Annotated in this window: 16 protein-coding genes; 5 read left to right on the top strand and 11 right to left on the bottom strand. The window is 61.6% G+C overall.

The genetic code is table 11. The features are described 5' to 3' along the window. Window positions 1-29: 29 nt before the first annotated feature. Window positions 30-1,949: an alpha/beta-hydrolase family protein gene (locus ACKFRT_RS08435; protein ID WP_408924984.1), complete on the top strand. Its 1,920-nt coding sequence runs from the start codon at window positions 30-32 to the stop codon at window positions 1,947-1,949. A 22-nt stretch (window positions 1,950-1,971) separates the two neighbouring features. On the opposite strand, the gene ACKFRT_RS08430 is transcribed toward ACKFRT_RS08435, so the two are convergent. Beyond that, window positions 1,972-2,655: a TetR/AcrR family transcriptional regulator gene (locus ACKFRT_RS08430; RefSeq protein WP_296216132.1), complete on the bottom strand. Its 684-nt coding sequence runs from the start codon at window positions 2,653-2,655 to the stop codon at window positions 1,972-1,974. Between the two features lie 220 nt (window positions 2,656-2,875). On the opposite strand from ACKFRT_RS08430, the gene ACKFRT_RS08425 reads away from it, so the two are divergent. Continuing rightward, window positions 2,876-4,267, top strand: a complete 1,392-nt coding sequence (locus ACKFRT_RS08425; RefSeq protein ID WP_408924983.1) for an RNA-binding domain-containing protein — start codon at window positions 2,876-2,878, stop codon at window positions 4,265-4,267. Between the two features lie 101 nt (window positions 4,268-4,368). On the opposite strand, the gene ACKFRT_RS08420 is transcribed toward ACKFRT_RS08425, so the two are convergent. Both ACKFRT_RS08420 and ACKFRT_RS08415 read right to left on the bottom strand, forming a co-directional pair. Continuing rightward, complete coding sequence (locus ACKFRT_RS08420; RefSeq protein ID WP_408924982.1) at window positions 4,369-5,955, bottom strand: anthranilate synthase component I family protein; 1,587 nt, start codon at window positions 5,953-5,955, stop codon at window positions 4,369-4,371. 49 nt (window positions 5,956-6,004) lie between these two features. Further along, complete coding sequence (locus ACKFRT_RS08415) at window positions 6,005-7,447, bottom strand: hypothetical protein (protein WP_408924981.1); 1,443 nt, start codon at window positions 7,445-7,447, stop codon at window positions 6,005-6,007. Between the two features lie 157 nt (window positions 7,448-7,604). Between ACKFRT_RS08415 and ACKFRT_RS08410 the strand changes: the two genes are divergently transcribed. Then, entirely contained in the window at window positions 7,605-8,129 is a 525-nt protein-coding gene (locus ACKFRT_RS08410) for a peptidylprolyl isomerase (protein WP_296216140.1), read from the top strand. A gap of 97 nt (window positions 8,130-8,226) precedes the next feature. Beyond that, window positions 8,227-8,862: a rhomboid family intramembrane serine protease gene (locus ACKFRT_RS08405; protein WP_408924980.1), complete on the top strand. Its 636-nt coding sequence runs from the start codon at window positions 8,227-8,229 to the stop codon at window positions 8,860-8,862. Between the two features lie 28 nt (window positions 8,863-8,890). Here the strand turns inward: ACKFRT_RS08405 and crgA are convergent, their stop codons facing one another. Beyond that, window positions 8,891-9,166, bottom strand: a complete 276-nt coding sequence (crgA, locus tag ACKFRT_RS08400; protein ID WP_296216143.1) for a cell division protein CrgA — start codon at window positions 9,164-9,166, stop codon at window positions 8,891-8,893. Between the two features lie 139 nt (window positions 9,167-9,305). Here crgA and ACKFRT_RS08395 point away from each other — a divergent pair, with 139 nt between their 5' ends. Further along, complete coding sequence (locus ACKFRT_RS08395; protein ID WP_296216145.1) at window positions 9,306-10,037, top strand: aminodeoxychorismate/anthranilate synthase component II; 732 nt, start codon at window positions 9,306-9,308, stop codon at window positions 10,035-10,037. Window positions 10,038-10,099: 62 nt separating this feature from the next. Here ACKFRT_RS08395 and pknB read toward each other — a convergent pair whose 3' ends face one another. From pknB to ACKFRT_RS08360, 7 genes are all read right to left on the bottom strand, one after another. Beyond that, window positions 10,100-12,277, bottom strand: coding sequence for a Stk1 family PASTA domain-containing Ser/Thr kinase (pknB, locus tag ACKFRT_RS08390; protein ID WP_408924979.1), 2,178 nt, complete (start codon window positions 12,275-12,277; stop codon window positions 10,100-10,102). Between the two features lie 287 nt (window positions 12,278-12,564). Further along, the gene (locus ACKFRT_RS08385) at window positions 12,565-14,262 is read right to left on the bottom strand and encodes a protein kinase domain-containing protein (RefSeq protein WP_408924978.1); all 1,698 of its coding nucleotides are present in this window, start codon (window positions 14,260-14,262) and stop codon (window positions 12,565-12,567) included. Between the two features lie 2 nt (window positions 14,263-14,264). Beyond that, on the bottom strand, window positions 14,265-15,713 hold the full coding sequence (locus tag ACKFRT_RS08380) for a penicillin-binding transpeptidase domain-containing protein (protein WP_408924977.1): 1,449 nt from the start codon (window positions 15,711-15,713) through the stop codon (window positions 14,265-14,267). After that, entirely contained in the window at window positions 15,710-17,017 is a 1,308-nt protein-coding gene (locus ACKFRT_RS08375) for an FtsW/RodA/SpoVE family cell cycle protein (RefSeq protein WP_296216153.1), read from the bottom strand. Before ACKFRT_RS08375 ends, ACKFRT_RS08380 begins: the two co-directional genes overlap by 4 nt. 3 nt (window positions 17,018-17,020) lie before the next feature. Then, entirely contained in the window at window positions 17,021-18,625 is a 1,605-nt protein-coding gene (locus tag ACKFRT_RS08370) for a PP2C family protein-serine/threonine phosphatase (RefSeq protein WP_408924976.1), read from the bottom strand. Then, window positions 18,622-19,119, bottom strand: a complete 498-nt coding sequence (locus tag ACKFRT_RS08365) for an FHA domain-containing protein (RefSeq protein WP_296216157.1) — start codon at window positions 19,117-19,119, stop codon at window positions 18,622-18,624. The genes ACKFRT_RS08370 and ACKFRT_RS08365 overlap by 4 nt, the downstream gene beginning before the upstream one ends. A 147-nt stretch (window positions 19,120-19,266) precedes the next feature. Next, a complete protein-coding gene (locus ACKFRT_RS08360) occupies window positions 19,267-20,694 on the bottom strand; it encodes an FhaA domain-containing protein (RefSeq protein ID WP_408924975.1) in 1,428 nt (475 codons plus the stop codon). Window positions 20,695-21,036 lie beyond the last annotated feature (342 nt).

Here is a 21,036-nt window from a genome sequence, read left to right as displayed (position 1 = left end):
AACTAGGCGACTATCCGGCAAACCATCCCATGCGTACACTGCGGCGACGGATCTTCCCAGCCCTGAAACGGCGGGCAAAGTGGGCTTCCCTCACCACGCTGTCCTACTCTTTCCGGGCCACCGCCGGCGCTATTGACCTCTACGCCAACCTCTTCCCAGGCGTGCGCCTAAACAGGCGCTATGCCTTGGATCCTCGCCGCGGCTTCGCCATCATCGGCGCGGAGATCGGCATGTGGAATGCCTTTTCGCCCTCCCTACTTCCGCACCCCTGGTGGGCGGTTGCTGGCAATGCCTCCACGTCGCAGGCAGTGGGTCATCTAAACGGCACCATCATCGCCAACGCAGTGCTTCCGGCCTTTCGTGCCGCTGGCCTGGACCTGCGGGAACTGGTAAACAAGCCCGGCTACCGCGAGGCTTACCGTGCCATGCACGCTGCCTTCACCCTGGCAACCGTTGCCGCTGCCTATCGCTTTTACAAACGGCAGGGGGACTCTGCCGAGTTGGTTCACAGCCAACGCCTGGGTGCTCCCTCTGCCTTCGTCGGAGTGGCCGTCAGCACCCTCGGCTATGGTGCGTTCTTACTGCTCGGCGAGCTACTTCAATCCAGTTTCGACCTCACCCGGCATTCGCTACGCCGGTTCGTCCCCGCTCCTGTGGCGGTGCCTGTAGCCGCGGGAGCAGTGGGCGTCATTGCGTATCTCATCTCCGACAAGATCTTGCTGCGGCAGTTCCTGGAGAAGTTTAACGAGAAAGCCGAGCTCGTAAATCGCCGCGTGTACTGGGGTTATCAGCAGCCATGGGAGCCCGAGCGGTCGGGTTCGGTGTGGTCGTACGAAAGGTGGATCTCACTCGGCGCCCAAGGTCGCGTGCTCGTCGGCGGTGGCCCCAGGGCGCGCGACATCACGGAGGTCACGGGCCTGGACGATGTGCATGAACCGATCCGCATCTACGGCGGCCTGGCCCCCGGGCGAACGCTGGAAAGCATTGTTGAACTCGTAAAACGGGAGTTACTGCGTACCGGTGCGCTACACCGTTCAGCCATCATCATCCACACCTCTACCGGCACGGGCTGGGTGCCGGACTGGCAATTGGATACCGTGGAGTTCCTTACGGGTGGAAACTGCGCCAATGTGACCATGCAGTATTCCTACGTGCAGTCGCCCGTCGCTTATGCGCTGGATCGCGATACGCCGGTGCGCGCCGCGAAGTTGCTTATTGACGCCGTGTTTGAGTTGCTGGACGGCATGCCAAATGCGCCGAAGGTGTTTGTGACGGGCGAATCTCTGGGAGCGTATGGCACGGCGGCAGCTTTTGACGGGCTGGAGGACATGCTGGCCAAGCTGGACGGGGCAGTGCTTTCCGGAGCGCCACGATTTACCAAGATGATCCGCGAGATCACGGAGGGCCGTGGCGAGGGTTCGCCGGAGCGACTGCCGCTCTATGACGGGGGACGTCACGTGCGTTTCCTCAGCCACTCCGACCATCTAGACCATGATTGGCGCGGACAGGAATACGCCGAGCAGTGGCAACACCCACGGGTCGCGGTAGTGCAGCACGCCTCCGATGCAATTGTCTGGTGGGGTCCGGAGTTGTTTTGGCGGGAACCGGATTGGCTGCGCGAACCGGGTGCCAGGGGAGTCCCGGCGCCAGCCACCCAGCACAGTGACGTGGTGGATAAGCTGCGCTGGATTCCGTTCACTACCGGCTGGCAGGTAGCGATGGACATGCTGAACTCCAAGCAGGCTCCGGAAGGTCACGGCCATAATTACCGTGGCATCATGGTGCCTACGTGGGAGCGCATCCTCGGCCCCGATCTGGTGCGGGTGCCTCTCGACCCTGCGTTGCAGAAACGCATCACCGATTGGATTACAAAGCATTCACGGGATACGCGCCGGGAAGAAGACCGCTTCCTCGATCGCTTTGGTTTCGGGGTAGCGCGCGAGGACTAGCTTGCCGACTGGGGTTGGGGGGCTACTGCGGCGGGGTGAGGTAATCGTCGATGGGGCGTGCAATGGCTTGCCGCGCACGTTCCTCTGAAACACCCAGCATTCGCAGCAGATCGAGCGCAAGATCATCCCCAGCTGTTCTGCTATTCAACGTCGGATCCTGATGCAGGCGCTGGCCCAGCATCGCGGAAGCTCCAAAGAGGATCGCTGCTGCTGTTTCGGTGCTTGCGACGTGGAACGATCCATCTTCCAGGCCTGTGCTGATACGCTCGCGCAGCTTGCGTACCAGCTCGTTGGGCATGGTGTAGAAGTCCGGGGAGCGGCGCACAATCGACTTCGACAGTGTCGGCACTAAGCGGTGCGCGTACGCCAGGATGCGGATGTTCATGGCCGCCGCATCGATTGAGTCCAGATCCTGGTCCGCCGCCAGGTCAAAGATGCTGGCCAGGTTGTTTACCGCGTACTCCGCGACCGCGTCGAAGAACTGCGTGCGGTCTTTAAAGAAATTGTAGAAGCTGCCGTTGGATACCCCGGCCTTTTGGGTAATCGCCAGGATGGAAAGATCTGTCTGCTCCTCCGCAATCAGCTCGATGCCGGCGCGCAGCAGTGCCTGTTTAGTCCGCTCGCGGCGCGTATCCGCCTGTTCGCTGCGGTTGAAGATAGCCTGCATCCACGCCGCGGTATCGATGTGTTGTTCGCCTGCTCGCACGCGCGGATTCACCCCTCTTTTGCTTAGTGACGCTTACCGCTTTAACCACACCCGCCCCAGCATCGCTGCCATTGTGGGTATGCATAGCTTTCTTTCAGGCTAACCTATCGGCTTCCAAGGTGGCCAAAAGAGCTACTCGAAACCTACTAGAAACAAATTTCGAGCCCCTGACCTGAGACAAACAGCGTACTCGAAAATGTTTCGAGTAGAATGCCAGATTGTGAGTGTGCAGCGAAACTTCCACGAGGAGCCGGACCAGCTTCTGCAGCTCCCCGAAGACCAGTGGTTCGAGCGCAAATCTTTCCGCATTAAGCCGAAGGACTTGGCTAAGACAATTGTCGGCATGGCCAATTCTGAGGGCGGAGTAATTGCGGTTGGCATTTCGGACCGACAATTCGAAGGAAAGCCGACCGCCACCCAAGATAATGCCTTGCGACAGACGTCGTTGGATCACACGGATCCGACGGTTCGCGTCCGGATCGAGTTGTGCGACGTGGATGGCCGTACGCAGGTGTATCTTTTCCACGTCTTGCCCAGTGAGCGGGTTCATTACCTGAAATCAGGGGACTGCTTCTTGCGAGTAGGCGATGAAACGAAGCACTTGAGGGCTGATGACATTCTGGAGCTTCGTTATACCAAGGGTGAGCAGCAATACGATGCCACGGTTCCCGCAAACGCCACTCCGAACGACCTCAACATGGGTCTGGTTGAGACTTATGCCGAGACCATTGGTTCTTCGAGTGCCGAAGATGCTCTGAAGGCGCGCAACCTGGTTGACCGAGAAGGCAGGCCACGTTCTGCCGCGATATTGCTTTTCGGACACAATCCTCAAGAGTTCTTCCCGAACGCACACATCCGGGTTTTACGCTTTGGCGAGGATGAGCGATTGCCTGGTCAGATGCAGCAGTTGATGGATGACCAGCGTTTTGATGGTCCGATACCGCAACAGATTCAAGCAGCTCAGGATGCAATTAGCGGAATACTGCCAAATATTCGACGGCTCACCGGCGCGGGTCTATTCGAGGATGAGAACCTTATCCCCCACGACGTTTGGCTTGAGGGGTTGGTCAACGCGGTGGTGCATCGCTCGTACAGCATGGTTGGGGATCACATTCGTTTCGAAATTTTCCCGAGCCGGATTGAGGTCTCTAGCCCGGGGCGCTTCCCTGGCCTTGTAGATCCGACTAAACCAGAGTCCATTGCCCGCTTTGCGCGCAACCCTCTGATTGCGCGAGTAACCGCTGAGCTCCGCATTGGCCAGGAACTGGGCGAGGGAATCCGACGTATGTTTGCAAGCATGCGGCGGGTTGGATTTGCTGATCCGGTATATACGCAAACTAGTGGCAGTGTAGTTCTTTCATTGACCGCAACACAGCGTTTAGATGCCCAAGTGCTGGGTGGTCTCCCTCGCCATTCCGAGGATGTGTTTGCTGCTCTAGAAATGAGTGGTCGGCCAATGTCCACGGGTGATGTTGCAGAGGCGCTGGGCTTGTCGGCTCCTCCAGTGCGCCGTGCATTGCAGGCTATGCGTGACGCTGGGTTGGTTCATTGGCGCGGAAATGGACCGCGCGATCCGCGCGCCGTGTGGTCCGTAAAGGGGCCACTTAGGTAGCTAGAAAAGTTACTCGAAACGTACTCGAAACCTACTAGAAACAAATTTCGAGCCACTGACCTGCGATAAACAACGTACTCGAAAATATTTCGAGTAGAATGCTAGACGATTTGGCTCCCAAGCGTATCGAGTAGTGCCACCGCCTTTACTAGCGTTTCCTGGTACTCCGCCAGCGGATCCGAATCCGCAACGATCGCGCCGCCGACTCCGAAAGAGCACTCCGAACCATCGTCGATGAGCGTGCGGATCGTGATGTTCAGCTCCGCCGCGGCGTTCGGCGAGATCCAGCCAATTGCGCCGGAGTATAGTCCGCGCGGCCGTGGCTCAAGCTCTTCAATGATCTGCATTGTGCGGATTTTCGGCGCGCCCGTCATCGAACCACCGGGGAAGCTGGCCTCGATCACGTTGACGGCCTCCAGTCCCGCGCGCAGCTGCCCAGTAATGGTGCTGACCAGCTGATGGACGTGCGAAAAACTCTCCACCGAAAATATTTTCGGCACCTTCACACTGCCCGGTACGCACACTCTTCCGAGGTCGTTGCGCAGCAGGTCAACGATCATCAAGTTCTCCGCCCGGTCCTTGGGGTTGCTCATTAGTTCCTGACGCCCCCTCGCATCCGCCGCCTCGTCCTCCCCACGGGGACGAGTGCCCTTGATCGGCTTGGCGGAGACCTCTCCCTCCGGCGAAACCTTGAGGAACCTCTCGGGGGAGGCGCTGAGGATGTGAAGTGGCGCCTGATCAGGGCGGCTAAAGCGCAGAAACGCACCATAGGGAACTGGACTTACTTCGCGGAGCCGCAGGTAGGCCAGTAATTCCGGTGACGGTGCGTGGGGCGAGTTCGCGCCGGGTTGCTTGCCGGGGTGTAGTGCTGGATGCTCGCCAGGCTGCTGAGTGAGCCGCGGGTTGACCAGCTCCCGCAGTGCCGGTCCGCGGGCGGTATTTGTCAGGCACACCTCGTAGCTATCACCCGCGGCAATGTAATCCAGGCAGCGCTGGATGCTCGCCAGGTACTGCCGCTTCGGCTGGTCGAAGTGGAATGTCGCCGCGCGTTCGGCGGGTACGCGCTGAGGGGGCGTGAACTCGGCGGGCACCTTGTCGCGGATCGGGGTGCCACCCGGAATGGTTTCAGGTTCCGCATCATTCCTCTCGGAGATCTCTACCGCGATCCGATTTACTTCCGCGACGGTAGTGTCTAGCCATTCCAGCTGCTCGGCGTGCGCGTCGCGAGTGTCCCCGCTCGGCTCCGGCAGCAGCGCCATTGCATAAGCCCGTGCGCGGGTATGGTCGACCACCACCGCCCGGTCAGCAAAAAGCAGAGCCGCGTCCGGGTGTTCCCGTCGAGTACGGGCAATGTCCTCGATCCCGTATCCCAGCGTGCCTACCCAACCCAATGCGAAGTCGCATGGCCAGTCTGCCGGGATCTCCACCGGCTCGGCAAGGGCAGTGCTGAGCTGCGCGAAGAACGCCGCCGAGCTGTCGACCTGTGGCAGCCAGGTCCGGGCGAGGGGGCCAGCGCTGTTTGCCAGCACGCTGAGGGTACCGCCGTTACCGGAGGAATCCAGCCAGGCGGCCGTGGGGGCGTCGTCAAATAAAGACAAAAAGACCCGCGGCGCGACATGTCCGGTGATGTCCCGAGTTCCTGCCGGCGGCAGCGGGATGGTGCGGAATGTGAGGCGGCGCGGGGTCATGTACGCCATTATCGCGCGCCGGGTTCGGCACGCGATCTGGGGGTACAAGTTAGAGGCGGTGCTTGCCGCCCTCGTCCGGATCCTCGCCCGGGCCCTCGGTCAGCGGGAAGTCCGCCTCGGCAGCGTCGGCTGCATCGGTGACGTCCTCTACGTCCGCCGCGCCCTGAGTGCTACCTGCCTGCGGAGCAGCCGGAGCGCCCGGGACAGCCACGCCCGGTGCGGGAGCGCCAGCTGCCGGTGCGGCTTCAGCGGGGGCAGCCGGAGCGACCGGTGCAGCCGGTGCAGTGGCTGCCTGCTCTTCCTCGGCCTTGCCCTGAACCTTCTGCTGCGACTTGTCCTTGACCTCGGCAGCCTTCGCCTTGGCCTTCTCGGCTGCGCCGGTGGCCTTGTTTGCGAAGTCCTGCACCTTCGGGGAGTTCTGCGGTGCGTTCTCGCCGCCACGCAGCACCTTCAGCACCGCTGCGACTGCGGCAGCCAGCACAGCCACCAGCAGCAGCTTGCCGAACAGTCCGCCCTTCTTCTCCTGCTTCTTCAGCCCCTTCTTCTCGGCCTTCGCTAGCGCCTTGCTCTGCGCCTTGTTCGTGGCGCGGGTGACCTGCTTGTCCAGCTTCGCGGCACGCTTGCGGGCATCCTTCTTTGCACCCTTAGCCTGCTTCTGTGCGCGCTTGGCGGCCTGCTTCTTGGTGGCCTCCAGCTTCTTGGACAGCTGCTTGCGGTTCTTCTGGGTGGTCTTCGCCAGTTCGCTGCTGCGAGCCTCTGCCTCGTCACGCAGCTTGCTGGTGGCCGCTTGGCCGCGCTCCTGCAGATCCTGCGCGTTCTCCTTCAGTGCTGCAGTCAGCTGCGCGATCTTCTGCTCGCGCTTCTTAGCCTTCTTGCCTGCCTTCTTCTCGGCCTTCGCCTGCGCCTGGTCGAAGCGATCGCGCAGCTTCTGCGTGCGCTTGTCGATCTTCTTGCGCAGCTTCTCGGTATCCACGCCGAGCTTGTCGGCAAGGTCGGTGTTGTTCAAGTCCTCACCCTTCTTCTTTAGCGACGCCACCATCCCAGCAGCCCCACCTTCAACCTTCGCAGCCTGCTTCGCCGCCTTGGCCTGTGCCTTGTCGGCCTTTGCACGAGCCTTGGCAGCCTTCTCGCGAGCCTTTTCAGCCTTGTCGGCCTTCTTCTGTACCCCGGTGGTGGTCATATCTGCAACGTCCGCCGCGGTGTACTCGTCGGAGTGGTGCACCTGGTGGTGGGCACGGGCGGCAGCTGCCGCGCGAGCCTGTTCGAGAGCCGCCGCAGCGCCCTCTTCCTTACGCATACGCTCCGCCACGGCCTTCACGTGAGCGGGGGATCCAGCAATAATGCCCTCGCGTTCGCCGTCAGTGGCCAGGTTATCGCGCAACTGCTGCAGCGCATCGAACTCTTGGCGGCGCTTAAACTCCTTGCGATTGTTCATCATGGTGCGACCCTGCTTGGCGCCGCGCAGCGCCAGCTTCAACGTGGTGGGGTTCATCGTGCGAGATTCTCCTTGGAGATCTATTCGAATGAGTCAATGTAAATCTGTACTTGCACCCATCCTAAAGAAAAATTCCCACACGGGATGTGCAATACCGCATTTAAGTTATGTAAGCGACAGATGTCGCCGCCAGTTTTCAGTACAATGGATCACCGTGACTAACAAGACTGCAACCGCAATTCTGCACACTAACCACGGCGACATCGCCATCGACCTGTTCGGCAATCACGCGCCGGAGACAGTGGCTAACTTCGTCGGCCTGGCTAAGGGCACCAAGGAGTACTTCAAGCCCAACGCCTCTGGCACCAACGAAGGCCCGTTCTACGACGGTGCGATCTTCCACCGGATCATCGATGGCTTCATGATCCAGGGCGGCGACCCGGAGGGTCGCGGCATGGGTGGCCCGGGCTACCAGTTCGGCGACGAGTTCCACCCGGAGCTCCAGTTCGATCGCCCGTTCCTGCTGGCCATGGCAAACGCTGGCCCCGGCACCAACGGCTCCCAGTTCTTCATCACGGTGACGGCCACCCCGCACCTGAACAACCGCCACACCATCTTCGGTGAGGTCACGGATAAGGAATCCCAGAAGGTCGTTGCCAAGCTGTCCCGCGTGGCCACCGACCGCATGGACCGTCCGAACGATGACGTCGTGATCGAGTCTGTCGAGATCCAGGAGTAAAAGCTCCTTGTCGCGGCCGGAAACCCGAGCCCGCCGACGATACAGTCGGTATTCCGTCACCAACGTATTCATCGCAGCGTGCTGCCTTGTTTACGTGGTGACGGTTTTTCAATCTGGAAACATCGCCAGCCCCCTCGAAGGCAGCTCCGCTTTTGGCCTTGGGACGTCTAACCTGGGGCTCGAGCTGATCTTCAATGCCGCCAGCGTCACCATGCTGGGTGAATGGTGGCGAATTCTCACCGCCGCGTTCGTTCATCTAGGTCTGGTCCACCTGGGTTTTAACATGCTGCTGATCTTCCTGATTGGTCGCGAGGTGGAACGCTACTACGGGGCGATCGTCATGCTCAGCCTCATCGTCGCCAGCGCCGCTGGCGGCGCGCTGGCCTGCATGTACTTTCAGCCAGAGGTGCCCGTGGGTGGCGCCTCCACCGTCGGCTACGGGCTGTTTGCCATGCTCATCGCCCTATCTCGGACAGAGAAGCGCGACTTGCGCGGGCCGATCGTCTTGCTGCTGGTAAATCTCGGATATTCCGTCCTGCTCTCCAATGTCTCCCTGTGGGGGCACATCGGCGGGCTTGCCGGGGGTACCGTCATCGCACTAGCTATCAGTTCCGCAGGGGCGGAAGGCACTGGGGGCGTGGGGGCGTCAACAAGAAAAAAGACCATCGCAGCACTAGCCGCGACGGTCATTCTGGCCTTCACAATATGGACCGGCCTGGGGTGGCACTACTAAACAGTGCCGAAGGGGAGGTAGCCCGGAGCTACTTCCAACCCATGGTCATCAACAGACCCACGATCAGCAGGGCGAAGCCGATCAGGTAGTTCCATGCGTTAAGGTCGCGCATGAAGGGGATCTCTGGGCCGGCGATGTAGTTTACAACCAGCCAGGCCAGACCCAGAACCATCAGCGCAAGCATCAGCACGATGTACCAACGCGGGGTACCACTGGAGTTCAACTTCACGGGCGTGCGACGATCCGTGGAAGAAGAGGAACTGGAGTAGTTCTCCTCAGCGGAATTAACCTTAGACTTTGGCATTGTTCAAAAACCTCGACGGGATTGACTGCGAAGCGGACGGTATGCGAGGTACCGAGCGCCCATGGGCAAAATACGTACCAGCTGATTTTAGCAGCACACCACGGCAAAGCGACGCACGCTGCACGCTAAACTCTTTGCTATGCGCATTCTCGTGATCGACAACTACGACAGCTTCGTCTACAACCTCGTGCAATACATCGGGCAGTTGGGGTTTAGTGGCGATAATTGCGTGGTGTTGCGCAACGATGCCCCCGAGCTGACCGGCGCCCCAGAAACCGGGGCAGGAAGCGGCGAAGATGGGCTCGCAGAGCTGCTGCGGGGCTTCGACGCGATTTTGCTGTCCCCCGGGCCCGGCGAACCCAGCGCGGCGGGGCGATTGTTGGATGTGCTGAAGATCGCTGTGGAACAGCAGATTCCCCTGTTGGGTGTGTGCCTGGGGCACCAGGCGATCGGCATGCACTTCGGCGCGTCCGTCGTGCGGGCTAATGAACTTTTCCACGGCAAGACCTCGCCCGTGTCCCACGACGGCACTGGTGTGCTGTCCGGGGTGCCGAGCCCGTTCCGCGTGACTCGTTACCACTCCCTGACAGTCGATCCCGCGACGGTACCGGATGAACTACAGGTCACGGCCACTTCCGACTCTGGGATGATCATGGCGATGCGGCACAAGACGCTGCCCGTCCACTCCGTGCAGTTCCACCCCGAGTCCGTTATGACGCAGTACGGCCACCTGATGCTGGCCAACTGGCTCAACGAGGCGGGGCGACAGGCCGGCACTGGCGACGTTGTGCCTGCTGAGGTGGTGGATCGCCTGGTGCAGGAACAGCTGGAAGTCACCGGCGCGATCAGCGCTGAGGCGTCCATGCTGTAGTACCGGCGCCGGCGTCGGCGCCGGCGTCTGTGCTGGCGATGGTACTGGCGACATTCCGCCGACTACGGCAGGAGGTTGAAGACGTACACCGTCACGGTGATGTCCTCGTCACGCTTGATTACCTCACCACTGTGGATGGACTGTTGTGCAACCTCGTCTACGCGACCCAGATCCGTGGTGTTCTTGTTCTTTCGATGCAGCTGATCCGGGGTGCCTCGCCAGCCGGCGGACTGCAGCTCGCGGAAGACCTCGTCGAACTTCTTGCCCTGTAGGGAAGGCATCTCGAACTGGTTGCCCAGGGATACCTCCAGCGTGATTTCGCTGCCCTTAGCCAGTTTTTCGCCTTCGCTGCTAGCGGAAAGCACCTGACCCTTCCGTTCCACGGAATCCACCTGGTTCACGACTACCTTGAAGCCGGAAGATTCCAGGTTCGCCCGGGCATCCTCGACCTGCTGGCCAGTGACGACCGGCACGCGGACATCCTCCGGGCCGGTGGAGACCGTGATCGTCACCTTCGTGCCGGCGGAAACCTGCGAACCCTGCGGTGGGGTCTGCGTGATGATCTTGCCCTTCGGCACATCATCGCTGGCTTCCTCCTTGACTTCCTGGTTCAGCGCCAGCTTGGCACCCTTCAGCAGCTTTACCGCTTCTTCGGTGGTTTTGCCGGTCAGATCCGGCACATCGGTGATCTCGCGGCCGCTGGAAATGAGCAACTTGATCTCGCTGCCACGCTCAACCGAGGCATTGGCAGCTGGATCGGTGCCGATAGCCTTTCCGCGCGCGATCTTGTCGTGCGTGGTTTCTTCGACAGTCACCTTGAAGCCCGCGTCCTTCAGCAACTTCTCGGCTTCGGCGCGCTCCTTGTTGGCGACGGTCGGAATTTTAACGTTTTCGGCCTCAACGGGCTTCTGTCCAGTTTCGTCGTCGTCGGTAAACGCCTGGTATGCAAAGTAACCACCGGCGACTACGGCTGCGATGCCAGCCACCCATGCGATGGGTGCCCACCAGCGGCGTTTCGGCTCATCGTCGTACTCGTCATAGTCGTCGTATTCGTCGTAGTCGCGGTAGTCGTCGTAGTACTCGCCCTCCTCGTCCGCATAGTCATTGTCGTCGTAGTACTCGTCGTCGAGGCCAGGATCGTAGTTGTGCGGCAACTCATGTCCGGCGGCAGCCGCCCCCGCACCCGTGGCATTGTTCTTGCTGGTGGGAATCACGGAGGTCTGCGGGTCGTTACCCCAACCCGCGCCCGCAGCCAGACCGCCCGCAGCCAGACCGGCTGCACCGGCTGCGCCCGCTATACTGGCGGCCCCGGGGCTCGCCTGGTGGGAACCCGCGGTGGCCGAGTCGGCGTCATTGGTATAAGCCTGTGCCACCAGCGGCAGTTGGTCCTCGGAAAGGCGCTTGAGGTCCGTCGACATCTCTTGCGCGTCGTCGTAACGATCCGACGGCGACTTAGCCATCGCGGTCAGGGCAATAGTGTCCAGGCTTAAGGCCTCGCGCTTAGACAGGTGCATGTCCGGCACCTGCGATGGAGCCTCTGGGTTCTCCTGCACATGTTGGAACGCAACGGATAGCGGCGATTCGCCGTGGAACGGTGCCTGACCGGTGGCCAACTCGTAGAACACGCAGCCCGCGGCGTAGATGTCGGAGCGCGCATCGGCGGACTGGCCGCGTGCCTGCTCGGGGGAGAGGTACTGGGCGGTGCCGATAACGGCGGCGGTTTGCGTCATCGCCGAAGATCTGTCGCTCAGGGCACGGGCGATGCCGAAGTCCATCACCTTCACCGCACCGGTATTCGTGATCATCACGTTCGCGGGTTTGATGTCGCGGTGAATAATGCCGGCCTCGTGGGAAAAGTACAGCGCGGAGCAGACCTGGGACATGATCGAGGCCGCATCGGTCAAGCTCATCTTGCCGGATTCCTGGATGATGTCGCGCAGCGTATCGCCGTGCACGCGCTCCATGACGATGTACGGCACAGCGCCATCTTCGTCAGGGGTCTGGCCAGTGTCATAGACCGCCACGATTGCGGGGTGGTTCAGCTTCGCGGCGTTTTGCGCTTCGCGGCGGAAGCGCTCTAGGAAGGTGGTATCGCGCGCCAAGTCGCGGCGCATCATCTTTACCGCAACGTCGCGACCCAGCAGTTCGTCGGTAGCGGCGTACACGTCGGACATGCCACCGGTTCCGATGGTGGCACCGAGGCGGTATCGACCACCCAAGGTTGTGCCGTTTCGGTCCACGCCGTTGCTCCTTTGTCTGCGTTTGTCTGCGTCGGTTTACGTTTGTTTACGTTTCTGAACTTCTGTGCTCTAAATGTGGTCTAAATACGCTCTTTATCTGTTCTATGTACGCCGTATACGTAACTGCGCTTAGTCCATCGGGTCGCTAGATAGGTCCCAGAGTAGTTCTCTAGTCACTTTAAATAACAAATCTTAGTCGAATTTGCTGTGCGGACATAGTCATTCACCCGAGTACACCGATGTTTTTGCCTTCTTTCCTTTTTTCTAAGAGTGCTGTCATCCGTGGCTTACAATATCGGCTGGCCTTCGGGGCCAACCACCATATCGCCCGGCTCCGGCGACATACCGCTGTCCGGGGAGGTCGCGTTATCGTTCGTATTGGGGGCATCCGGCTGGTTCGGCTGGCCAGGTGCTTCGGCGCCCCCATTGCCACGGGCGCCACCTGTAGAGTTGCCGCCCTGGCCACGATCAGCGCCATTGCCGCTGCCGTTACCGTTCCCGTTATCGCCGGTGCCAGCGCCGTCATTACCGTTGCCGTTGCCACGTTCGCCACTGTTCGGGAGGGACGGGAATTCTGGGAAAGAAGGCCGGTTCTCGCGCGAAGAATCGGGCCGCTCGCTGGTAGTTTCTGGGGAGTTCTCGCGGCCGTCGGTTGTGTCCGTCGGAACTGGGTTCACGGGCGCGGGCGCGCCGCCGCCCGGGTCTGCTGGATCGTCCTCACCCGCAGTGCCGGTGGTTACCTCGTTCGTCACAGTCATCGTCTCGGGGTTCGGCGCGTTATCGCCGCCGCCATCATCGCCACTGGTCAGCAGGAACGTCGCCAGCGCCAACATCAGAATGCTCACCAGCGCCAGCACCGCGATGATCCAGCGGTTCTTTTTTGGCGACGCCCCCTGCGCCTCACCCACCCCATGCGCCATCGCGGGAGTACCAGCGCCCGTGGCCGGAGTGTTTCCGAAGTATCCGCTGGAAGGAACGCCAGCGCTCAAGGCTGCTCCAGACGGCTCGGGCGTGGAAGGTACACGCGTACCCGGGCCGCTGGCGACGTTGCCCAGCTGTTCGGTCAGTGGGTGCGGTTCGGTGCTGACGTCCGGCACATTGTGCGGGGAGGGCGGACGCTTCCCTTCGGCCACCATCACTGTCGCGGCGGTGAGCTCTGCGCCATCGGCGTAGCGGGTGCGCGGGTTCTTGCGCAGGCACACCCTGATCAGTTCCCGCAGGTTCGGGTCGACATTCTCCGGCAGTTCCGGGGGATTTTCGGAGATGTGCTTGATGGCCACGGACACGGTGGATTCGCCAGAGAACGGACGGTAGCCCGCCAGCATCTCGAAGCCGACCACGCCCAGGGAGTAAACGTCGCTGGCCGGGCCGACCTGCTCGCCCTGTGCCTGCTCGGGGGACACGTACTGGGCGGTGCCGACTACCATGCCGGTGCGCGTCAAGGGGACTGCGGCAGCGGCCTTGGCAATGCCGAAGTCCGTGATTTTCACGAAACCGTCGGAAGTGATCAGCAGGTTACCCGGCTTGATGTCGCGGTGGACCAGTCCGGCTTCATGGATGGCTTTGAGCCCCGCGGCGGTTTGCGTCAATACGTCCAGGGCCAGGTTCTGCGGCAGTGAGTTCTCGCGCGACAGCACGTCGGCCAGGGATTCGCCACGGATGTACTCCATGATGATGTAGCAGAACACCGTGCCGTTATCCGGATCCTCGACTTCGCCGGATTCGTAGGTGTTCACCACGTTCGGGCTGGCGAGATCCTGCGCGGCGGAAGCCTCATTGCGGAAGCGCGCGCGGAACTCCTCGTTCTCCGTGTACTCGGGCTTGAGGATCTTCACGGCCACATCGCGCTGCTGCTCGAGGTCTTGGGCCAACCACACGGTAGACATGCCACCGCGGCCGATGATCCACTGCAGTTCAAAGCGCTCGCCCAGCAGCCGCTGGGTGCGTTCGATTTCAGTGCGGTCGGGTTGCCTGGGATCGCTCATGGCTACTGCTGCTCCTTTTCAGCTGCATGGATGACAGCCCGGCCGATGGGGCCGGCCACTGAACCACCGGTGGCCGCCTGGCCGCGGTCGCCACCATTTTCCACCAGAACGGCTACCGCCACATCGGCGGTGGTGGAAAACGCGATGTACCAGGCGTGTGGGTTGGAGTTCCGGGAATCCTCACCGTGCTCGGCGGTACCCGTCTTGGAGGCGATGGAGGAATCGCCACCGGCCCACTTTTCTGCCTCCACCATCAGGTCCTTCAGCGTATCGGCGGTCTTCTGCGGTACCGCGCGGGTCGCCTTCTGTGGCTTGGTCGTCCGCAGAGTGGACAGGTCGCGGCCGGTGATCTTGCTGACCAGGTACGGCTTCATGCGCACGCCCCCGTTGGCAACGGTCGCGGCGATTACTGCGTTTTGCAGCGGGGTCAGCGCCACATCGCGCTGGCCGATGGAGGACTGGCCCAGAGCTGCGCCGTCCGGGATTTCGCCCAGGCGGGAGGGCTCTACGGGCAGACCCAGATAGTCGTCTTCGCTGCCGATGCCAAAGGCCTCGGATACTTTCTTGAACTTGTCCGCGCCGTGGCGGGTGGAGATATCCACGAAGGCGGTGTTGCAGGAACGCTTGAAGGCCTCGCGCAGGGTGGTGGTGCCACCGCCGCCGCAGGCCGCGCCACCGTAGTTTTCCAACGTCGTGGCTGTATCCGGCAGGGTGATCTGCGGCGCGGCAGTCACGGAGGTCTCTGGGGTGTCGCCCTCTTCCAGTGCGGCTGCGGTAGTGATCACCTTAAAAGTTGAGCCCGGGGGTTGGATCTGCTGCGTAGAGCGGTTCAACAGAGGGGCGGACTCGTCGCTGGCGTAGTTTTCGAAGTTTTCCTTTGCTTGCTCTGCCGGTGGGCCAACGATCTGCGCCGGGTCGGCCGATGGGGTGCTGGCCATCGCCAGCACCTCGCCCGTCGTGGGGCGCAAAGCCACCACGGAGCCCGAGTAGCCCTTGTTGGCCAGCTGGTCGTACGCGACTTCCTGCACCTGCGGGTTGAGCGTCAGCTCCACATTGGCTCCTCCACTTTCCTTGCCCGTCAGCATGTCCCACGTGCGGGTGGCAAACAGCGAATCATCCTCGCCGGTCAGGATGGAGTTCTGGGACGACTCGATGCCAGATGCACCGTACTGGTCCGACAGGTAGCCGATCACGGAGCCGTACTTCGCGGACATGTACGGGTACTCGCGGTCGTAGAAGTCGTCGGAATCTTTCACCGACTTCGCCAGCACCTGATCGCCGGCGATGATGCTGCCACGCTCCTTTGTTTTGGCCTCTAGGAATTGGCGCGAATTCAGCGGGTTCTGCGCCAGCGACTTCTGCTGGAAGGCCTGGATGTAGGTCAGGTTTGCGATGAGGGCGACCACCAGGATGAAGCTAAATATGGCTACCGCGCGGATGGAGCGGTTCATGCTTCCTCTCCTTCCTTGATGGCGAGGGGAGTGCGGGCGTCGTGAGAAATACGCAGGATAATCGCCAACAGTATGTAGTTTGCCAACAGCGACGAGCCACCGTGCGACAGGAACGGCGTGGTCAGGCCGGTCATGGGCAGCAGGCGGGAGATACCGCCGGTGACGACGAAGACTTGGATCGCGATCGTGAGCGCTAGACCCGCGGCCACGAGTTTGCCGTAGGAATCGCGGGCGCGCATCGCAGTGTTGAAGCCGCGGGAGGCGAACACCGCGTAGGCCAGCAGCACGGCGGCCAGGCCGATCAGCCCCAGTTCCTCGCCGATGGCAGCCAGGATGAAGTCCGAGTGCGCAACCGGAATATTGTTCGGGTATCCCTCACCCAGACCACGGCCTGTCACACCGCCGAAGGACATTCCGAACAGGGCCTGGGAAAGCTGGAAGCCGTTGCCGTCGTAGTTCGACAGTGGATCGATGAAGTTAGATACGCGGTCCTGGATCTTGGCCGAGATCTGGTACACGCCGAGTGCACCGATAAGGGCCAGACCCAGGCCCAGCACCAGCCATGAGGCGCGGCCGGTGGCCATGTACAGCATGCCCAGCACGGTGCCGAACAACAGCAGGGCCGGGCCAAAGTCGTTCTGCGCGGCCATGATCATCAGCGCGATGCCCCACACCAGGAACAGCGGTCCCAGATCGCGCAGGCGCGGGAACTGCAGGCCCAGGAAGGACTTCCCGGCGACGGTAAACAGCCGGCGCTTATTCACCAGCAATGCGGCGAAGAACAGCAGCAACATGATCTTCGCAAACTCGCCGGGCTGGATCGAAAACGGACCGATGCTGATCCACACGTTCGCGTCCGCATTCAGCGAGGTCGGCCAGACGATCGGCAGGGCCGTCAGGATCAGACCCGCCAGCCCCAGCAGGTATGAGTAGTTCTGCAGCGAACGGTGATCCCTTAAAAGGCCGATTACCAGGCAGAGAAGGATCACGCCCAGGGCGGTCCACATGATCTGGGACTTCGCCAGCGATAAGCCAGAACCGAGGTCCAGGCGGTAGATCATGACCAGTCCCAGGCCGTTGAGAAGTGCCGCGATGGGCAGCATGATCTGGTCCGCCTCTGGCGCTGTCCAGCACACCACCAAGTGCGCCACCAGGAACGTGACGAAGAAGCCTCCAACGAGGTAGAACACCTCGGAGCTGATCTCGTTGCCCTGCGAGACTTCCAGCGCCACGATGGCCAGCAGCAGAATGATCGCGGCCAGCAGCAACAGCCCGGCCTCGGTGCGTCGGCTAAAAAGCTTCATGGGTTACTTCACCTCGCGGCAGGAGACTCCGGGGGTCGTGAGGTCCTCGGGCGCATCGCCCTTCTCTTCTTCGTCATCCTTCGTGTCTGTGCTCGTAAAGCTCTTCTTCTCGTCCTTACTGTCCTTGCGGTCCTTGCTGTCCTTGTCGGATGACGCGCGGTCAGATGGCACGCGCGTCACACAGATCGGCAGCGTCTGCTCCGCTAGGCGATTGATCTGGCTGGAGACGTTGTCGTAGGAATCCTCCGGCAGATCCGACAGTGCGCCCTGCGCCGCCGGGGTCAGGTCTGACTTTTGAAACAGGTGGCAATCGTCGCCCGTGCCGGGCTCCACAAAGGTCGTCGTGCCGTCGTCGCCCAGACAAATGTCTTGGTGCACGGAGTTCAGCTGCACCCCCAACACGGAGGAATCCGTGCCGTTCATCACCTTGATCTGGGAGTTCTCCTCGGCCACGTAGTACGTGTCTTTGATGCGCTGGTACATCACGTAGCTCACCGCCCCAGCGGCCAGCACCACGACGAGCACGATAGCCAAGCTCACCCATAGACCGCGGTGCGATTTCTTGTCCTTTTTCTTCGTCGCGGTTGCTGCGTCCGCGCCGTCGCCCTCGCTTACCTGGCTGCTACCGGCGCGATCGTGGCCACGGTTGGCCGTCGCAGGGTCGGGATCGTCGTCTTCTTCGTCGTCTTTTGGCGACGCCGCCGTGGTCGTCGATAGCCCCTGAATTGCCGCTGCGCGGGCCGCCGAGGAATTCGGACGCGGCATATCCACTGCTTCTCCCGCGATGGCTCCCGCCATCACCGGGCGGGGTGGCAGGGTGAGCTCCGGATCTGTCGGGGTGTTGGAGTCGGCGTCGAACCCAACAACATCAGCGACAACAACGGTGACGTTGTCGGGGCCGCCACCACGCAGCGCCATTTCGACGAGCTTACGGGCTGCCTTTTCCGGGGTGCCGTGGGAGAGAACCTCGCGGATCGTGTCGGTGCTGACGGGGTCTGAAAGCCCGTCGGAACACAGCATAAAGCGGTCGCCGACCTGGGTTTTTTCGCGCCATAGGGTGGGTTCGACGGGACGGCCAGTGAGGGCTTTGAGGATCAGGGAGCGTTGCGGGTGGCTGCTGACGTCCTCGGGCGCGAGCTTGCCTTCGTCCACGAGGGATTGGACGAACGTGTCGTCTTTCGTGACCTGCCGCAGCTCGCCATCACGCAGTCGGTAGCCGCGGGAATCACCGATGTGGCAGATGGCAACCTCGTCCTCGCGGAACAGCATGGAGGTCAGGGTGCAGCCCATGCCGTCCAGATTTGGATGCTCGTCGACGTGTGCCGCAATGTCTTGGTTACCCTCGTCCGTAGCCATGGCCAGCAGGTTTTCTAGCTGGTCTTGGTTGTTTGGGTCGTCGATCAGGGGGGAATCAAGTGGGGCGAGCGCGTTGATCAGGAATTGGGAGGCAACCTCGCCGGCCGCGTGGCCACCCATGCCGTCGGCCAAGGCCAGCAGGTGCGGGCCGGCGTACGCAGAGTCCTCGTTATTACCGCGCACCAAGCCACGGTCGGAGCACGCCGCGAAGTTCAGCGTGCGGCTGGTGGTTCCGTTCTTTCCTTCGGTCATGCGTCCATCCTCACGTGGGTCTGGCCGATGCGGATTTCCATACCGGCGGAAAGCTTAACGGGCTGATCCAGGCGCTCGTTGCCGATCCAGGTGCCGTTGCGGGAATCGAGATCCTCCACATACCAGTCGGAACCGCGACGGATCAGGCGAGCGTGGGAGCCGGAAGCGAAGTCATCCTCCAGCACCAGAGTGCATGACTGCGAGCGGCCGATAGAAATATCGTCGTAGCCCTTAAGGTTCAGCGTGGTGCCGGTCAGCGGACCGGTGGTCAGCTCCAGGGAGTGCGGAGCCTTGTGCCTGCGGAAAGCGTGGCCGGAGGAGGAGGGCTCGTTCATAGGGGCTCCGTAGCCCGGGGCGACCGGCCCGGGCCCGACAGGCGCCAATCCAGAGGTGCGGTCCGCGTCCTTTTTGAGGGAGCGAACGGTCATCCAGATGAAGAACCACAGCACAAGCAGCAGGCCAATTTTGACCAGCAAAAGCAGCGTGGTCTGCACGGTATTCAACTCCTCAGCAAGGTCGGTAAAGGTCGGCTAGCGGAATGCACACGGGCACCAAGGCACATGTGTATGTGAATAGCCTAGTTTAGATGACCCCGAAGGAGTAGATGGCAAAAGAAATTTAGCGTTATTTGAGCTAGTGGATTAGTGGAATTCCACACCGATCTCGGAGTGCCCCAGCGAGATTACGTCGCCACTAGCCAGCAACCAGTTTTCGATCGGGGTGCCGTTTACTGAGGTGCCATTGGTGGATTGCAGGTCCGTCAGTACGGCATCGTAACCATCCCAGGTGATGTCCGCGTGCTGGCGAGACACACCAGTATCGGGAATGCGCAGATCCACGCCGTTACCGCGACCGATGATGTTGCTGCCCTTGCGCAGCTCGTAGGTGCGGTCGGAACCGTCGCGCAGCGTGAGGGTGACCTTCAGTTCGCGCTCGCCCCCTTCTGCGCCCACGCCACCGCGCACGGGGGAAGGGGTGGTTTGCACGATAATTTCGGTACCCGGGTAGCTCACCGGACGCTCGAAACCATTGCCCGGCTGTTGATTTTGTTGATCCTGTCCGTGGTGCACGGCGCTTTCTCCCTGTTCTTGCTGTTCTCGTGCTGGTCGCTCTTGATCTCCGTGCGGTTGCTCCGGCACCGGTTTCGGTGACGGGGCTGGAGAGGGAGCTGGAGACGGAAACGAAGGTCGGTGCTCCGGATGCTGAGCTGCGGCCGAACCGGTGGAGCCAGCAGATACTGAAGGCTCAGAAGGTACTGAAGTCTCGGCGGGCTCCCCAGACCCAGAGGAGTCTGCCCACTGGTTCCGTGCGAAGTCCGGAGCAGCGCGGTGTACTGCGCCTGCACCCGCTGTGCCTACTGCATTCGTTCCTGCAGCAGCGCCGCCACGGTGGCGCGATGTCTCTGGCGCCTCCGTTGGAGAGATCAGATCTCCAAGGGATCTACCGGGCGCCGGGGCGTTAGCTTCGCTGGGTGCGTCGGCGTTGGCACTGGGGGCGTCATAATCTTGCGACATCAACGAACGCTCGCCGGGGTGCGACGACGGCCATTCTGGGTGCCCGTCTTCCGCGGCCGCCCGTGGATAGGAATCCTCGTAGCCGCCGTCCGGATTACGGTGGGGTGTGGCGCCGCTGGATCCGGCGGCATCCTCACCGATGGCGACGTTTACTGCGCTGGGATTGTCGGTGTGCGGGACGTCGAAGCGGGCATCCGCACGCATCTGTCCGGAGTGCAACCCGTCGTGGGCGGACAGGTGAACTGTGACCGGCTCGTTGGTACGCCAGCCCTGGTTGCGAATGAAGCGGCTCAGGCGGTCGCCCATCTCTTCAGCTAAACGCGGGCGCGACTCGGTGAGGCTGGCGTAATCGCGGGTGCTTACGAGCACCTGGAAGTAACTGGGTGCCAGGCGCTGGCCCTGGGCATCCGTCATGACGGACTCTTCGGCGTATTGCTTGAGAACCTCGTCGATTTCAGTCGGAACCACCTCGCCGCCGAAGACGCGGGCGAAGCCGTTATCCAGGCCACGCTGAAGCGAGCTGTCGAGCTTCTTGAAACGTCCGAACAAACCCATAGGCCGTAAGTCCTCCTGTGTCGTCCCGTGTTTTCCTTTACAGTCGCGTACCTCAAGGCGCGGGGTGCGAACATCGCCTGGCTTGGGGTGCCCTGCGTGTATCGCAGGCGCCTGAGGGCAGGTTGTGCTGGGCAGCCGTGCCCCGGCGCTGCGAGTTCGTAGCGGGGCGGTTCTGCGCGAAAAATCAGTCACATTGCGAGTGATTATTTGGCCATTATAGGGGAAGTGGCGAGGGGTGTGCACTTTCCAGCAGGTCAGATGAGTTTTTTGGAAGCGTGGGCGCGTCGTGCTAAAGTTTCATTTCGTTGCCAGCGAGCGTCATTTTCGAAATGGAATGTGCGG

Source organism: Corynebacterium jamesii (assembly GCF_046097395.1).
GTDB lineage: Bacteria > Actinomycetota > Actinomycetes > Mycobacteriales > Mycobacteriaceae > Corynebacterium.
This window is presented reverse-complemented; position numbering and strand designations above follow the sequence as displayed.

Coding starts and splice junctions, on each gene's coding strand:
- ACKFRT_RS08420 (WP_408924982.1), bottom strand. CDS start 5,955: ATGACCCCGCGCCGCCTCACATTCCGCACCATCCCGCTGCCGCCGGCA.
- ACKFRT_RS08380 (WP_408924977.1), bottom strand. CDS start 15,713: ATGAACCGCTCCATCCGCGCGGTAGCCATATTTAGCTTCATCCTGGTG.
- ACKFRT_RS08435 (WP_408924984.1), top strand. CDS start 30: ATGCGTACACTGCGGCGACGGATCTTCCCAGCCCTGAAACGGCGGGCA.
- crgA (WP_296216143.1), bottom strand. CDS start 9,166: ATGCCAAAGTCTAAGGTTAATTCCGCTGAGGAGAACTACTCCAGTTCC.
- ACKFRT_RS08375 (WP_296216153.1), bottom strand. CDS start 17,017: ATGAAGCTTTTTAGCCGACGCACCGAGGCCGGGCTGTTGCTGCTGGCC.
- ACKFRT_RS08415 (WP_408924981.1), bottom strand. CDS start 7,447: ATGAACCCCACCACGTTGAAGCTGGCGCTGCGCGGCGCCAAGCAGGGT.
- ACKFRT_RS08395 (WP_296216145.1), top strand. CDS start 9,306: ATGCGCATTCTCGTGATCGACAACTACGACAGCTTCGTCTACAACCTC.
- ACKFRT_RS08370 (WP_408924976.1), bottom strand. CDS start 18,625: ATGACCGAAGGAAAGAACGGAACCACCAGCCGCACGCTGAACTTCGCG.
- ACKFRT_RS08360 (WP_408924975.1), bottom strand. CDS start 20,694: ATGGGTTTGTTCGGACGTTTCAAGAAGCTCGACAGCTCGCTTCAGCGT.
- ACKFRT_RS08385 (WP_408924978.1), bottom strand. CDS start 14,262: ATGAGCGATCCCAGGCAACCCGACCGCACTGAAATCGAACGCACCCAG.